This window comes from Ruminiclostridium cellobioparum subsp. termitidis CT1112 (assembly GCF_000350485.1).
Classification (GTDB): Bacteria; Bacillota; Clostridia; order Acetivibrionales; family DSM-1351; genus Ruminiclostridium; species Ruminiclostridium termitidis.
In genome coordinates, this window is record NZ_AORV01000055.1 from 1 (window position 1) to 16,606 (window position 16,606).

Here is a 16,606-nt window from a genome sequence, read left to right on the forward strand (position 1 = left end):
CCTAATAAATAAAAATATAATAAAACTTGAATAAAGATTAGTCAATAGTAATTTCCGGAGGATTTGACCAATGCAACTTAAGCCCGTTGCTTTCGCAGAAAGAAAGAGCGTATTACCCAAGAATATTTTTCTCGCTATTATATATATATTTGTACTTGTATGTCTGGCAATAGGTGTTATTTCCTTTTTGTCGGCCTGGAAAATAACCCACCCGGCAAAACTGAATACGCCGCAGATTTCTTCCAATATCGCACCTGATTATAAGAATGTAAGTTTTTACTGCAGTGAAACCAAGGAAAAAATCAACGGCTGGTTTTTCCCATCCATCGGCTCGAAGACCACAGTGCTTATGATTCATGACTATGGCCGTAACAGACTTCAGTTTGATGAGGAAACCTTTAAATTGATTACCAGGTTTAACAACGAGGGCTTAAACGTGCTCACCATAGATTTAAGAGGGTCTGGCAACTCATCCGGTTCAATTTCCACTTTTGGGAAAAATGAAACTACCGATGTTTTGACTGCAATTAAATATCTGAAGCAGCAGGATACCGAAAAGATAATCCTTATGGGCTTTTCAACCGGTGCCTCCTCCTGTCTGTCGGCCATTACCAAAACCCCGTACAGGGACAGTATTCTTGGCATTGTAGCAGACAGTCCCTACGCAAAGATTGATGACTACATAGATTTTGCAACAACAGAGGGCAGCTGGCTGCCTAAATATCCGTTCAAATATTCCATTGATTTTATTGTTAAGAAGCTGTCCAAGATTAGTAATGATATGGACATAATCCCGCAGATCCCGGATATCATTCCCACACCCCTGCTTCTGATTGACGGTGCCCAAAAGGAATTGAACACTTCCTATAATTCAAAGCTGCTTTATGAGCTGTATTTCAGAAAAAGCCCTGTACCGGTTCACTACTGGAACTCAGGGGCAAAGGAATATGGGCAAAGCTTTATAACCGAACCTGATAGATATATGGAAACTGTGGTTGAGTTTATAAAGGAGTGCGTGGAGGACGGGCAAACAAAGGATGGGAAATAAGGTAAATTTGCGGTACTATACAAGAAGAGCTAAAGGCGTAATACTGTGATTAGTATTAAATGTTGCATAGAAAGTTATAGGGGAGATAATAAATATGAAATGTAAGGTATCTGTAATCGTTCCAGTTTACAATGCAGCAAAATATTTGGATGAAATGGTTAATTCTTTATTGGCGCAAACCCTTAAGGAAATAGAGTTTATTTTTGTTAATGACTGTTCAACTGACAATAGCTTAGAAATATTATATGAGTTTGAGAAAAAGGATACCGACAGGATAATAATTATTAACCTTGATGAAAATCAAGGGCCTGGAGGAGCAAGAAATGTTGGCCTGCAATATTCTTCAGGTGAGTACATAGCATTTGCCGATAGTGATGATTATGTCAACTCCAAAATGTATGAGTGTATGTATGAAAAAGCAATCGAAGATGATTTTGATCTAGTGGAGTGCGGATATTTCACTGAACGAAGAAATAAGGAAATGATGCTCTGGGATAAAAGCATGGAGGGAGAAGTATCCTTTGATAATAGAGTTAGAATGTTTATGTCCTGTGGTTTTATTGTGACCAAATTATATAAACGAAGCATTATTATTGATTCTCAAATTCAGTTTATCCATAAGATACAGTTTGAAGATGTCGACTTTTTAAGTAGAGTATATTGTAAAGTACAGAAAGTTGGGATAGTAGATAGACCTTTTTACTATTATCGTGATAATCCAGAGTCCTTCTCTAATAAAGGAAATAAGTCAAAATATTTTGATATAATTAATACGTTTTGTACAGAATATTTGGAACATATGAGAAAAGAAAAGGGTTACAATATTTTAAAACCTGTTATTGAATTCGTAATTCTTGGTATCTGGTTTGATATGTTTAAGGCATATGTGACTAAAAGTCCTAAAATTGATATAAATTCATTACAGAAAATAGATAAAGAAATAAAGAAGTATGTTTCAAATTATGGTGAAAACATATTCTTTGTTGAACGGGCAAAACATGATTTGTTTAAAGATGCATTTCTAATAAATTCCTTTGACAGCCAAAAGGCAGTTGTGATTTTGGAGAATGTGAAGATATAAGTGGAAACTGAAGATGTGTTCTAAATATTTGAATACAGTCAATTGCTTGAGTTACTGCATTTAGAGAGAATGGGGGCATAAATTATTTTGATGGTTTGAATTTTTTAGTTTCTTCTTAGACAAGTTAAGTTATTAATGTTTTATTTAAATTTCCAGTTACCCCTAAAAATATACGAGATTTAAGTACCGTTAAGCATTTAAGATGTTCCATAATCATATACCGGGGGCGCAGATCTTCAACCTTTCTGGCTATGAATACTTTCAGCATTTTAGCTCCAGCCTTCATCTTGGAACGAGAAACAACGGAGAATATGTTTCGATAAAAATGAGCTACTCAGAGTTGGTATTTAGTTCCCGGTAGACTTTTCCAATGGATTCCAGCACTCCAAGGCATCTGCCCCCGATTACCAGCTTAATTTCGGATAGTCCTCGGGCCTTTCAGCCATTTGAAAAAACTCTATCACGCTCGCTTTGTCTTCTTCACTCCTTCCATTGCACTAATAAGTGAATCCCATCAACAACATAGGTACCGTCAAGTATTTTGTTCAAATTAAATTTTGCCGCTTGGTTTCTGGCAGTTAGCCTGCCAGATTTCCGGATTCTGTTTTCTCTTTGCTGTAGTTTTCAGGGTATTTCATATTCATATACCGCTTTACGCCCCATTGGGTTCCGGTAACATAGCGTAAGCGGGCGCAAACGAGTATTAGGACAGAATTGCCGTCGGGGAATGTTCCCACAACTCTGTTACGTCTCTTAATTTCACGATTAATCCGCTCTACAAGATTGGTCATACGTATCTTTAACTAACGTTCATACAGAAATGCCGTATAGGTTAGGGTTTCTTCAATCCCTTTCTCCAATTTATCTACAGCTTCTTTGAGCTTCATCTGTTTGAGTTCTTCAATTATAACCTTGACCTTTTCTCTGGCAGCTTTCTTACTTTCTTGGCTATGAATAGCTTTCATCATTTTTGCTACTTCCTTCATCTTTGAACGAGGAACAACATAGAATATGTTTCGGTAAAAATGAACTACATAGCGTTGATATTTTGCTTCTGAATAGACTTTTCCAAGTGATTCCAGCATCCCAAGGCATTTATTGCCGATCACAAGCTTAATTCCGGAGAGTCCTCTGCTTTTCAGCCATTTGAAAAACTCTATCCAGCTCACTTTGTCTTCTATCATTCCTTCCATGGCGCCAATAACTTCATGATACCTGTCCTCGTTGACGCCTATTGCAATCAGGATGGCTACATTCTCATATTCGCCACCCCAGTTTCTTTTCAAATAAATTCCATCAACATAAATATACGAGTAGGAATTATGAGTCAGCTGTCGGTTTCTCTAGTTTTCTATATGTACGTATACCTTCTTGTTAAGTTCACTGATGGTGGAAGGAAATACTTTTGTACCACATAGAGCTTCTGATCTTCCACTCTACGAACGGATATACCGGCCAGGTACATTTCAATCAATGCCTCTTCCACGGAACTTTCCCGGCAGCGGTAACGCTTGATGATTGCTATTTCAAAAGCTACTCCTTTTAGCTTTAGCATCTTTCAAGTTATAGTCAGATTTCTTTCATAATGTTCCGCACGACAGCCCTCACATCCTGCAGTACCTACGTATTCGCTGGCATGGACCAATTCCTTCGGCCTCCTTCTCTAAAAGGCCTTTAATGTCTCTTCTATGCTGGATTGAACCAATTTCCTCAATTCCTCTTTGATTATTTCCTCGTTTAGTTGTATGATTTTTTTCAGACATGCTCCTAAGTCTCCTTTGGCAGAGTGTCTGTGGTGAGCCAATTTTGCCTACCAGCTTTGGGCATATCTGTTTTACCCTTTATTCAATTTGCACAATATATTGTACCCGCTCTCTCAAGCAGTAACAATTTCTATTGTGTTCTTAACTCCTTACCTATTTCATTCTAAGGTATTATACCCATAAAAACTCCTCCTGACATTTGCTTAACCTCTTGCCAAGAAGGAGCTAGTACCTTTTTCAAACCATCAAAATTTTTTTACAATCTATTATTTAGATGCTGAATGCAATTGGATGCCTCTGCTACTTCCTCTGACGAATTTGAGTCCATGGGTTTATTTGTGTAAGAATTTTCGGCTTGACAGCTATTCCTAATAGATGTTTTGGCAATTATATTCTTTTGTAAAGGAGGAAGTTTAATAAATTAATACTTATAGTTTAGAGTATACTTGATAGCCTTTTTCTTAACTCCAAAAACTCCTTATCTTCAGATAAAATTTGCTCAAAATCCTTGATTTCCCTGCTAGCTTCCTCTTTACGCGAGTAATCAATCAAATATGATATCCACATTTTTTTGAAATATATATATAAGTCTGCATTCTCAACTACGGCAGAAAAGTTTTGACCAAACATGATGTATACTTCTACATCTTCATCACAAATTTCCACATTTTTTGTATTGATAAATACTTCTAATGCTTGCGTATAATTGCCTCTGATTATCCAACCTACTACATCTGAAAAGGCACAAGCTAATTCAACGTTCATATTTTCAAGCAGTGGATACTTTGCAATCAGCATCTTTATTTGTAAATCAATATTCAATGCTTTCGAAGACCGTGGACGATTATTTTTAATATCAATGAAAAGGGCAAAAACCACCTCTTCCGGTTTATTCAGCATTCGATTGAGAATGATCTCCAACTCCGACAGAGCAAGTACATCTTTTTCATGCATCTTATAATATGTTTGTAATTTTTCAAGCGTCAGTGTGTAATCTTTTTCCGCAATATTTCTTATTATATTAGGTATATTCTGAATATAATACCATAAGTATTCATTCTTTATAAATCGTAAATGTTCTTCATATAAAATTATTATTAACTCCACAGCAAGGTTTGTCTCTTCTGTTTGCTGGTATACTTCTTGTGTGAGTAACCATTCTAAAACAATACCACGAATTTTATTTAATACTGTATTTTCTATATATCCGCTGTTAAACATTTCCCTTGTAATTTTACACGTAAAAATATCTAGAACCAATTGCATTTTTTCAAGATGTGGTAGTTGTGCATTCAGTACTAAATTTAAAGTATCAATAATGGAGCTCAAGTAGACACGCAATAAGAATTCTTCGTTTTGCAGACTAACATAGCCACATTTTGATACGAGAAAATTCTTTGTCTCTTCGTATAATATCTGATCAGATACTATTCTCTTAGAATCTAATAGGTGCGACACAGACTTCAGTGAAAAATAGTACTTATGCAACGACTCTGCGAGGATACCAACACGCTCAGCATTACAAAAGGTTTCCATTGTACATACCGTATCTTTACCGTATGAGACTGTTTTAACTTGTTCAAACTTACATTTCCGCAAAACAGATAGTTTATATACTTTTCCCCACACGGTTCTCATAAATTGGTGATATAAACCAAAGTGTTCACTAAATTCCTCAGGAGTTTCTAAAATAAGATTATGTTCAAGCCTTCGGATTCCTAAAAGACCACTGTTTGTGGCGTCAATAAAATCACTGCCACATGCTGCTACGTCTAATCGATTTTCTTCCATAAAAGTAATCATCTTCTCGATAAAGAATGGAGAATACTCATCATCGGCATCGAGATTAAAGAAATACCCATCGCCTGGATAATCTTCAATGATTTCAATTAGCTTTTCAGCAAATTGTCCTCTACGATTAACTTTATTATGGAATGGAACAATCCAATCATTTTTTTTTGCATAATTATCAATTATTTCTCCAGTATGATCGGTCGATCCATTATTCGCTAAAATGTATGTAGGAACATAACCGACAAAATTTTGTGCTAAAACACTATTTATCGCACGTTTAATTGTTTTCTCAGCATTGTAGGCATTAGTACGGACAATAATTCTATTCAATAGTAATCCTTCCTTCTATTATGTAAAAATCTCAAAAAGTTCTATTTTACCCATAAGGCAGTCTATTCCTTATAACGTTTATTAGGTAAAAGAATCGTATCCCATTAAACGATAGTTTGCGATTGAATTTTTTTCAAATCGGACTCTTCAATCATTGTATTAGAAAGGATTAAGAACTGTTTCTGACTTAACTGCATTTTATTGAAACGGTTTAAAGCATCCGGAACCGCTGTTTCAGCGGCCACAATTACAAATTCATTTTCAGCCAAACATAATTCGTCGGGTTTTCGTATTGGCTTATTCGCCAATATTCCTGATTTGAATGTATCAATCCACTCTACAAATTCTAAGTTTGGATTGATCTCGTTAACTAGATTCGCTAGGACAACATTATTTCCGTCACACAGCAATTGAATCGCTCCCCAGATATAAAAACGACCTTGCATAGGCATAGCAAAATTTTGTTGTATATAATCACGTAACTTGGTTTTGTAAGCTACTTCTGTATTCTTAACACTTTCGTATCCATCAATCCTTGTTTGAAAAAATTTTCTAATTTGTGAAGTTTCTGTATATCGCTTATATACCTCACGAATTCTAGCAATTGCTAACTGAGCAATATATTCCTTTAACTCACTAAAGTCTTGCCATTGTGGATACCAATTGATATTAGAATAGTCCTCACTTGAATATAGCTGAATATATGGGTTCAATGTATCTAAACGGATATCTTTGGAATAGTAGTTAATCTTACGGTTTATAAAAATACATGGTATACCCATAGCATTACATGGAGTTGCAACATGGTAGCGTGATGTTACTACTAATGCCGCATTGTCTCGATAATAGTCATAACGTTGTTTTATCCTTTGATAGTTTTCCTCGACGGATAAACCATCGTTTGAGACATAGTTAGTCATCACTTCAGCATTTTCAAGTAACTGTTTTGGAACATAAGGTAATATATCAGAAGTACAGTCAACAAAGAATGTCTTCTTATAATTACCATCCGGTCTGCATGGAAAAATGTTTGTAATACAGCCTTGAAGATATGCTGGAATTCCCTGGGCAGCAATAAATTTATATGTAAACTCATCGCGGCACCCAATTGGAGCAAACTTCCTGAACATTTCAAGCCATGTTATAGTATTTTCGTTCGTCTGTGAATGAGGTAAAGTGAGAACTTTGTTTAAAGGGTATTTCCCCCCAAATTGCGTAAATGAAAAACTACCTCCCAAGAATACTGGGATTATCTTCTTTGACAGTTTAACATTTTCATACTCTGGAAATACAAACAAGTGCATTACATAGCTATATGGCAGTAGTAACTCCTCTCCGTTGTAAGTTGATAACTCCTTTGCAGTGATGTATATTATTTCGCTTTTAGGAATATCCATTTTTTCGTATAAATACTCTATTGCGATGGATTGAACATAATCACCATAATTACTGCATTGTGCACCAAATTCAACTAATAGTCCGTATTTCATTACTCCTCCTTTTGTGCCAAAACCTTCTTCAAGTCGGCCTCTTCGATCATCGTGTTGGAAATAATTAAAAACTGCTTCTCGTTTATTTGCATTTTATTGAAACGGTTCAAAGCATCAGGAACCGCTGTTTCAGCGGCAACAATTACAAATTCATTTTCTGCCAAAAATAATCCTTCAGGCTTTTGTATTGGCTTATTCGCCAATATTCCTGATTTGAATGTGTCAATCCATCCTACAAATTCTAAATTTGGATTGTTCTCGTTAACTAGATTCGCTAGAACAACATTATTTCCGTCACACAACAATTGAATCGCTCCCCAAATATAAAAGCGACCTCGCACAGGTATAGCATAATTTTTCTGTATATAATCGCGCAACCTAGTTCTGTAAGCTAATTCTGTATTCTTAACACTTTCGTATTCATCAATCCTCGTTTGGAAGAACTCTCTTATTTGTGAAGTCGCTGTATGACGCTTATATACCTCATGAATTCTGGCAATTGCCAATTGAGTAATATGTGTCTTTAATTCACTAAAGTCTTGCCATTGTGGATACCAATTGATATCAGAATAATTTTCGCTTGAACAAAGCTGAATAAATGGATTCAGTGTATCTAAACGTATATCCTCTGAATGTTTATCAAATGTGCGCATTGTAAAAATTGCTGGAATTCCCATAGCATTACAAGGAGTGACAACGTGAAAACGTGTTGTCACAACTAAAGCGGCATTGTCCCGATAGTACTCATAACGTTGTTTAATTTTAATATAATTATCCTGAATGGATAAGTTACCAATATATTCAGCATTACTCAGCACTTCTGCATTAGCTAATAGTTCATTTGGAATATACGGCAATACTTCGGAAGGACAGTCAATAAGCAAAACTTTCTTATAAATTCCATCTCTTCTATGTGGTAAAATGTTTGTAATACAGCCTTGGAGATATGCCGGAATTCCTAGTCGAGTTATAAATTTATACGTAAATTCATCGCGGCATCCAATAGGTGCAAACTTTCTAAACATTTCAATCCATCCTTTCCCAGGTGAAAAGAAATTATCCAAAGAATAACTATTTAAAAGCATTGCAAATTCAACACTTGCCCCTAAGAACACAGGCGTTATCTTGTCAGATAATGCAACTCTTCCATCTTCAGGGCTTACTAAAAAATGCAAAACATAGCTATACGGCAACAACAACTGCTCACCATCATATGTAGCAAGTTCCTTTGTTGATATCTGGATTATCTCATTTTCTGGGATCTCCATACTTTCGTATAAATGCTCAATTGCGATAGATTGCGCATAGTCACCGTAATTACAATATGGAGCGCCAAAATCTACCAGAAGTCCATATTTCATTTTCTACCTCCATGAAGTTATATTTGTTCTGCGGCTGGGTACCTTGGCAGACTATCCGCGTCCTTCCATGAACAGAAATGGCAAGACTTACGTGGATATATATAAAAATCTTTTATTATGTCACGTTTCATATTGTCAGACTGACTTTTGTCTAATAAGTCAACGTAGTCCCTATCATTTGGAACAAATAGTTTAAGTTCCGACATAAACAGTGAATTAGAACACCGATGCAACTTTCCGCGAAAACAATGCATATTTTCAAGTAACACCTGTGGGCAACGAGCTGCCTTGGTTGCAACCATGCTGTCAGACTCCCCATAGTCTCGACAACTCGTGTTGTCAATCCACCCTCCGTAATGTTGGTCATCATCATGGTACTTCTTTACGACATATGGAATTTCATTGGATTCCAAGATACGAATGAACTCATCAGATTTACTTGAGAACATCCCATAGTCGCTGATCATAACTTTAGCATCCTGGCCATACTTGCGAAGTGACGTAATTTCAGCCTCCCGTGGAAGAATAGTTGCGTTGCTTTCAAGAATTAGTTTACTGAACTTTCCACGGTGTACTTTACAATGATCGTAAACTTCAGCCATACCCTTATGTAAAAAAATCTCTCCACCAACAAATTGAAGCCACTCAATTTTATCGAATAGTTCAAATAAGATATCAATATCTCTAATCATTTCTTCAACCGTAGCATCAATTGGTTTCTTGAACTCTGTTACATGGTTAGAACATAACTTGCACCTTAGTGTACACCGCATCGTTGGAACAATAGACATCCGTTTAGTATTCAACATATTGCTTTAACCACTCCTTTTCAAATTCTTGTATGTAACCTCCATTGAGGAATTCATAGCTATGCCTGCTTAGTTCTTGGAGCATAGCCGTTTGCAGTCCAGCACAGTCAGTCAATCTATAACGGTCAATTTTCTCCACCATGGAAATCATAAAAGACCACTCGAAGTAGCACCATGCTGCCGAGCTAGAAGGAAAATACTTGCTGAGCCACTTCGTGCGTTCACGATAGGCACAGAGATACTCATCAAGCGTTTCTTTTGTAAGTAAGCTATGATTAACAGTCCATGCGGAGTTGTTCCCCTCATGACGATAAAACGTGTACTTCGGTAAACCGTGATAGGCTACACTCTTTGCACTGGCAAGTAACCGGTACATCTGAGATATATCGTCAAACTTATCATTTTCAGGAAATCGAATTGTTTTCTTAAGTTCCCGTGTAAACAGCTTTGTGGGGAACGCCATGTTGTAGTACTTGCGCCTCATTAGCTCAATTAAAGCTTCCTCTGCGGACATTAGCAGTTTTTTATCGAAGGCCTTATCCATCGCTCCACAAATTGATATCTCAGCATGATTCTCACAAACAAGATTATATAGAAATTCAAGGAAGTCCGGCTCAGCATAGTCATCATCGTCTATAAATGAAATATACTCCCCATTTGCTACATCGAGCCCCACATTACGGCCGCTACCTATGTTTCCACATTTGCGGTGAATAACGTGTATCCGTGAATCTATTAATGCATATTCGTCTGCAATAATACCACTCCTATCAGAAGAACCATTATCAATAATAATAAATTCGAAGTCAAGAAGTGTCTGGTTCAAGATACTCTTAATGGCTCGTCCAATGAGGGTTTCACGGTTATATGTAAGCATGATAACGCTGATTTTATTATTTGTCAAACCTTTGGTCACCCTTTCAAATTGTTAATTATATAGTTTTATCTTTAACACGATACATATATCTATAAAAAACTTATATATCATACTAGTGTACTTTTTACCTTATGGAATTGTCATTTTCAATCTGAGTAACTAAAAGAACCTGCATAAATTTGTTTATTAATTTTGGTAACAAAATTATGAAGATACTACCATTAGAAAAGCTAGAACTTGCTAATCTTAAAATACTTTCCATAATACTAAAGGAACTGTGTAGTATATATTTTCTTACCATAAATTATTCTTGATATTATGTAATATTTATATGAAATATGCACTTATCCTGGTTAAGGTATAATCTACCATACCCTCCATGGTGCCTTTCCTGATTCCCACAACTTTTCTAATTGATGCTTATCCCTTTGAGTATCCATGCATTGCCAAAAATCATAATGCTTAAATGCCGCTATCCTTCTCTCTGATGCAAGGATTTCAAGAGGTCCATGCTCGAAGACTGTATTATCATCTATCAAATATTTAAATACTTCGGGTTCTAGTACCATAAATCCTCCATTTATCCACCCGCCATCTTCCTTTGCTTTTTCTGTAAAACACTCTATATTATCAGTTAAATCATCAATATTAAGAACACCAAATCTTCCTCCTGGCTGAATCGCAGTCATTGTTGCTGTAACTTTTTTTTCTTTATGATATTCTATAAGTTTATTTATGTTGATATCTGAAACCCCATCACCATATGTAAATAGAAAAGTTTCATTATTAACATATTTTTGTATCCTTTTAATTCTACCGCCAGTTTGGGTGCTTAGTCCTGTATCGACCAAAGTTACTTTCCATGGTTCGGCCACATTGTTATGAACTATCATTCTGTTTCCCTCGGTAAAATCAAAGGTAATATCGGATGTATGAAGATAATAATCTGAAAAAAACTCTTTTATCATATACCCTTTATAACCAAGGCAAATAATAAAGTCATTATAACCATAGTGTGAGTATATCTTCATTATATGCCATAAAATAGGTCTTTCTCCAATTTCAATCATGGGCTTCGGCTTAAGATGTGATTCCTCACTGATTCTGGTTCCGTAACCTCCTGCAAGAATAACTACTTTCATTAAATCCACACCCTTAAGATATTTTATCGAAAATTAACTCTATTTCTTCTTGTCGAAATAATACGATTGTTGAGGTAAGTTCCCCCCCATATTATATCCGTTATTGACTTTCTGAGCCTGTTTTATCTGTCGAATTTCACTGCTTAATTTATCCAGAATATCCCTGGCCTTTTTATTATTCAAATCTTCCAGCTTCTGTATTTGCTTTATAATATCATATACGGATGTTACTATTTGTTTAAGCTCAGATGCACCATTAAGTTCGGACATTTTTAATTCTTCAAGGCTTTGAACTCCCATCAAAGACTTAAGTCTTGAGTAATATACCTCAAACGCCTGATCAAGTTCATCAATCATGTCCATCTGCTGTTGTTTAAGCTCTATAATCCGTTGAAGCTCTTCAGTATTATCTTCTGTTATTACATTGCTTTGTTCCTCTGTAAGCTTTAATATTTTTCTTAATCCGTTTAGTTTTTTATCAGACAGTTCCAAAAGCTTCTGTATATATTGATCAGCGTTCATAAATACCTCCGTTTCTAATTAGCATATTATACGAATTCAAATATGTTAAGCAACAACAGCCGTATTACAAAGAAACATTAATTATCTGGCTATTCAAAACACCTCGCATCCCACAAAGGGCATACGAGGCGCTTCAGTCGTTATAATTAATTATTTTGCTATTACTTCTGATGGTCTTATATTGTGTTGTTGTTTTGCCAACTTCATAGCTTTTGTCCATGTATCCCTTAAGTCTTTTGCATAACCCAAGACTTCTTCAAGAATATCCTTATCCTTTTTAATATTAGCTTGTAGCAGTTGTCTATGCATATATTCGTATATACTCTCCAAGTATTTTGATACTTCGTAATTCATATTGAGAGTCGATCTAAATTCCACTAGAATTGCCTGTGCCCTTTTCATTGCTTCATTTGCCTTTTCAAGATCCCTGACAATTGCCGCCGACTGTGCCTGCATAATAAATTTAACTAAACCATTATACAGCATTAGTGTTAACTCTTCTGGAGTTGCTGTATTAATAGAATTTGATACATATTGGTCATAACCACTATTTGTTAACATTAGCTAAAGTCCTCCATTTATATTTTATTCCTGTAATAATATTCAAATGCTAATTTGAACCTCCGCCAAACTGTTGTGTCAACCAGCTTGACTGAGAATTCATCTTGCTAAGTGCTGATTCCATAGCGGTAAACTTTTTATAAAGTGCGGTTTCCTTTTCAGTAAGCTTTCTGTTCAATTCAGTTACCGACTTGTCATAATCGGATATTTCCTTATACAATATATTTGTAAACTCAGAACGGTCTCCAACCATTCCGGCTTTTTCCAATAAAGAACCCTTCTTACCATCTTTATTCGTACTCGTTCTTATGGCATCCTGAATTATATCAGATATTCTATTTGCCAGTCCGGATTCCTCATATCTTTTATTTTTTAGTGCTTGGTCGTCCATTGCTTCGAAATATGTGACATCCGAACTGTTGGTAAATAGATTTACAACTGCCTCAGAGTTATTCGCCAGTGCATTTTTTAACTTTGTCTCATCAATAACAAGCTGACCTTTATCCTGATAAAAGGAAGAGGTGGTTATTCCTATGGAACTCAGATTCATTCCGGCTCCAGCAACTGATGAATACAATGCGGAACGCATCCTTGACAGCGCACTTGAAATAACCGAGTCGCCATAAAGCAGCCCCGACTTGGCTTTTTCTTCCCACTTATTTATTTGGTCTTCACTCATTGCACTCTTCTGCTCATCCGTCAGCGGCACATAGTCAGAATACCTCTTTTCACCGATTTTTCCATTCAATTTTTCTATAAGCTTGTTGTACTCGGTTACAAATTCCTTTATGGTATCAAAGGCTTTAGTGGTGTCACCTGCAACTGTTACTGTTATTGGGTCGGAGGTTGCCTTTTTAATATCATAGGTTATACCATTGTAGCTGAAATTATTATCAGATCTTACTATTTTCTGTCCGTTAACCGTTATCTCTGCATCGGTACCGGTTTTACCCGAACATTCAAGCCCGAGAACCTGCATCAGATCACCTGAAACATCTAAAGTCGAGGTTACACCTGTACGGTTGGATTTAATGGAAAAACTATTAGTGGTCAAATCATAACTTATTGTTGCATTCAGCGAAGAATCCGAATTAACCTTTTTCATAATGTCGTTTATTGACATGGTTGATGCATCAAAAGTTATTTGTTTTCCGTTAATGGTAAAATAACCACTGGCAACGGGTAATGATGATCCGTCATTAAAGTCGATATTCTTGATCTTTTCATTTAAATTTATTTTATTGGACAGATTAAGCGGATTATCAGGTAATGCTGCAAGTCCAAGCGCAACATTGGTATTTGTCTTTGCAGCACTGACGGAAACAGTTTGAGAAGATTTGTATACAACCTTTCCGTCTTTCTCTTCAAACGTAATATCCGCACTCGCTCCGAATTTCGAGGGATCCTTGACAGCATTGTTCAACGCTGTTATTAATTCACCTGCTGTGCTGTAAGTTGTTGTCGGAAGTTCAATTGTGTGAGTAGTATCACCAATTTTCAAGTCAAATCTGTTGTTCCAGCCGGTTAGAGTCAGGGGCGCGCCGGCAGTAGGCTTGGCACCAAATATCTCACTATATCCGGTATTACTTGCAGTTCCTACACTGAAAACATCTGTGCTAAGAGCCGCTTTAAAACTTAACTTCCCGTCGGCAGTACTAACCGTTACTTTTCCGGGCCCATACGCCTTATCAAATTCCGCTTTTAATTTTGTTTCAAGAGCTGATAAATCACCAAGTGCCCCGTCGTCAAGAGTGATATTTACTGTTTTCCCGTTTAAAGTAAATACAAATCTGTTATTATCGTTGTCTTTTGATATTACTGCTGCTGCGTCTATGGTATTTCCTGTAACAATATCAGCAGTCACCGGAGACGGTGCCGGATCTCCGGCAGCGCGGTTGCTGGCGGAAGTTGCCACCTTTATGTCAGTAATTGTGTAAGTTCCAGGTTTTGCACTTGCACCTGGCGTTATCCCGATAAAATCAGCAGCCGTACTGGATGCATATGATGCGGTATAACATGTTAATGCACCTGCCGATCTTAAATTTTTAGCTGATAGTGTATCAAAGTAAGTATTATAAAATGTTTTAAGAGATGCTGTTATATCTCTGTAAGCATCCGTCTTCCATTGTGATATTTGTTTCTTCTGTAATACCTTGTCAATTTTTGCTTGATCCGCCAACAACAGTTGTTTTACAATAGCATCAGTATCAAGACCTGAAGACATGCCGGACAATCTTAATTTTGTATTTAATGCACTTGCAATACTGCTTATAGCCATATGCTCTACCTTCTTTCATCAACTAATATTCCCGCCATCTCGCATATCTTGGCAACCATATCTAAAACTTTTTCGTTAGGTATTTCTCTAACGAGTTCATTTGTGTCAGAATCATAGACTTTAACAACTATTTCATTCGTCTTCTCATGGATAGAAAATTCAAATCTCCTGTTGCCGCCGGATATTGCCTTGTTTGCTTTTTGTATAGCTTCAATTACCACTTTTTCCGATACAGGCATGTTATTCATTTCAAATTCATTTATCTGCGATATGGCCTTGACCGTTTGCTGCGGCTTTCTAACCGTATCTAAATCACCAACATTTTTGGAATTAGCATTTGAACCTGTACTGTTACTAATACCAATATTTGTATTAATAATATCTGCTCCATCAATTTTCATACCTGCACCTCCGAAAATTTCTCTATTATAGTTATCGGATGGTCACCAAGAAGTGTTTAGCCCTTTTTGTGTTATTGAACAATATCAGCATTTATGTTGCCTCAACCAATTACTATCCGGATAGTAATTCAGAGCAAGTTTAACCATATCACTTTTATGTGCTTGATTATTTATTTTACATAATATTTCAATTGCACATTTAAAAAGCCTATAATCAGTGTATTTTAGCTCTACTCCACAAATGGCATAGTCAAGAGCCATCTGCAACTCGTTCCTCTTCATTAATATATCAACTATATTAATAAAGGCAGTTTCTTCCAGAAACTTTACGTCATGGATTTTATCATAAAAGTCCAGTGCCAACTCATCAAATCCATTATTATACAGCATATGACCTATCGCCATGTTTAAGCCGTTATCACTGTTTTCGTTATTCAGAACAAGTTTTTCAAATAAATCAAACCATTGATTTTTTATACATCTATCCAAAAGAGCAATAAATATTTTTTTGTCGCTTTCAGTCTTTATTTCAGTACTCCTCAGAAATTTAATTGTCCCTTTTTCATTAGCAAGTATTTTTTCAATTAAGCAAAATACCTTTTCATCCTGAGTGACAAGATACAATAAGAACAAGTCTATGAAACCAAAAAATTCTCCGGAAGATAAAATTTTATTTATATCGTTATCGGACAGGCTATTTAGTATATCTGTTGTCAGTGCATATTCAGCCTTTTGTAAACTATATCTTAGCAATATCCCCGTCTTGATTTTAATTTCATCACTTATTCTGTTAATAAAGCTCTCCGCAAGTTCATTGTTTTGTATAATAAAAGATATCTTTATATGATTAAGGTAATTTTCACTGGTAGAAAGCTTATGCACATCCATAAATTTCAGTATATCTTCAGTAGAGCAAGACTTTGATAATATTGATAACAAATTATAAGTTGCGCTGAAATCATTTCTATTGTTGGATAAAACATGTGCAAAGTTACTGACAGCTTTGGTTAAGTCCTGCTCTTTTTCATATATCAACCCTAACACCATATAGGGATAAAGTTCAATAAAATCACTGCTTTTCACAAAGTTTGTATATTTATTTTTCATTTTGAGCAAATTTGTTAACTGCTCTTTCGAATCGTCAAACCT

General features: G+C 35.9%; 13 protein-coding genes and 1 pseudogene. 2 read left to right on the forward strand and 12 right to left on the reverse strand.

The window, feature by feature from the left end; translation table 11 throughout:
• Positions 1–70 precede the first annotated feature (70 nt).
• Positions 71–1,048, forward strand: a complete 978-nt coding sequence (locus CTER_RS19460; RefSeq protein ID WP_004628517.1) for an alpha/beta hydrolase — start codon at positions 71–73, stop codon at positions 1,046–1,048.
• Between the two features lie 94 nt (positions 1,049–1,142).
• Entirely contained in the window at positions 1,143–2,129 is a 987-nt protein-coding gene (locus tag CTER_RS19465) for a glycosyltransferase family 2 protein (RefSeq protein ID WP_004628514.1), read from the forward strand.
• 578 nt (positions 2,130–2,707) lie between these two features.
• On the opposite strand, the pseudogene CTER_RS19470 reads toward CTER_RS19465, so the two are convergent.
• The 12 genes and pseudogenes from CTER_RS19470 to CTER_RS28415 form a co-directional block, all read right to left on the reverse strand.
• Positions 2,708–3,888 (reverse strand): annotated as a pseudogene (locus tag CTER_RS19470) (IS256 family transposase).
• Positions 3,889–4,327: 439 nt separating this feature from the next.
• Positions 4,328–6,016, reverse strand: coding sequence for a glycosyltransferase family 2 protein (locus CTER_RS19475; protein WP_004628513.1), 1,689 nt, complete (start codon positions 6,014–6,016; stop codon positions 4,328–4,330).
• Positions 6,017–6,120: 104 nt separating this feature from the next.
• Positions 6,121–7,506, reverse strand: coding sequence for a polysaccharide pyruvyl transferase family protein (locus tag CTER_RS19480; protein WP_004628522.1), 1,386 nt, complete (start codon positions 7,504–7,506; stop codon positions 6,121–6,123).
• A complete protein-coding gene (locus CTER_RS19485) occupies positions 7,506–8,867 on the reverse strand; it encodes a polysaccharide pyruvyl transferase family protein (RefSeq protein WP_004628528.1) in 1,362 nt (453 codons plus the stop codon). The genes CTER_RS19480 and CTER_RS19485 overlap by 1 nt, the downstream gene beginning before the upstream one ends.
• A gap of 17 nt (positions 8,868–8,884) precedes the next feature.
• A complete protein-coding gene (locus CTER_RS19490) occupies positions 8,885–9,676 on the reverse strand; it encodes a radical SAM family protein (protein ID WP_004628511.1) in 792 nt (263 codons plus the stop codon).
• Positions 9,663–10,580: a glycosyltransferase family 2 protein gene (locus CTER_RS19495; protein WP_004628520.1), complete on the reverse strand. Its 918-nt coding sequence runs from the start codon at positions 10,578–10,580 to the stop codon at positions 9,663–9,665. Before CTER_RS19495 ends, CTER_RS19490 begins: the two co-directional genes overlap by 14 nt.
• 338 nt (positions 10,581–10,918) lie before the next feature.
• Positions 10,919–11,695 carry a glucose-1-phosphate cytidylyltransferase gene (rfbF, locus tag CTER_RS19500; protein WP_004628525.1) on the reverse strand — a complete coding sequence of 259 codons (777 nt, stop codon included), beginning with the start codon at positions 11,693–11,695 and terminating at the stop codon, positions 10,919–10,921.
• 39 nt (positions 11,696–11,734) lie between these two features.
• Positions 11,735–12,217 carry a flagellar protein FlgN gene (locus tag CTER_RS19505; protein ID WP_004628534.1) on the reverse strand — a complete coding sequence of 161 codons (483 nt, stop codon included), beginning with the start codon at positions 12,215–12,217 and terminating at the stop codon, positions 11,735–11,737.
• 150 nt (positions 12,218–12,367) lie between these two features.
• Positions 12,368–12,778 carry a flagellar export chaperone FliS gene (gene fliS / locus CTER_RS19510; RefSeq protein WP_004628540.1) on the reverse strand — a complete coding sequence of 137 codons (411 nt, stop codon included), beginning with the start codon at positions 12,776–12,778 and terminating at the stop codon, positions 12,368–12,370.
• 49 nt (positions 12,779–12,827) lie between these two features.
• Complete coding sequence (gene fliD, locus CTER_RS19515; RefSeq protein WP_004628537.1) at positions 12,828–15,056, reverse strand: flagellar filament capping protein FliD; 2,229 nt, start codon at positions 15,054–15,056, stop codon at positions 12,828–12,830.
• Positions 15,057–15,061: 5 nt separating this feature from the next.
• The gene (locus CTER_RS19520) at positions 15,062–15,457 is read right to left on the reverse strand and encodes a flagellar protein FlaG (RefSeq protein WP_004628530.1); all 396 of its coding nucleotides are present in this window, start codon (positions 15,455–15,457) and stop codon (positions 15,062–15,064) included.
• An 84-nt stretch (positions 15,458–15,541) separates the two neighbouring features.
• Positions 15,542–16,606, reverse strand: a 1,065-nt coding sequence (locus tag CTER_RS28415; RefSeq protein ID WP_004628519.1) for a hypothetical protein, incomplete at its 5' end; no start/stop codon positions are given.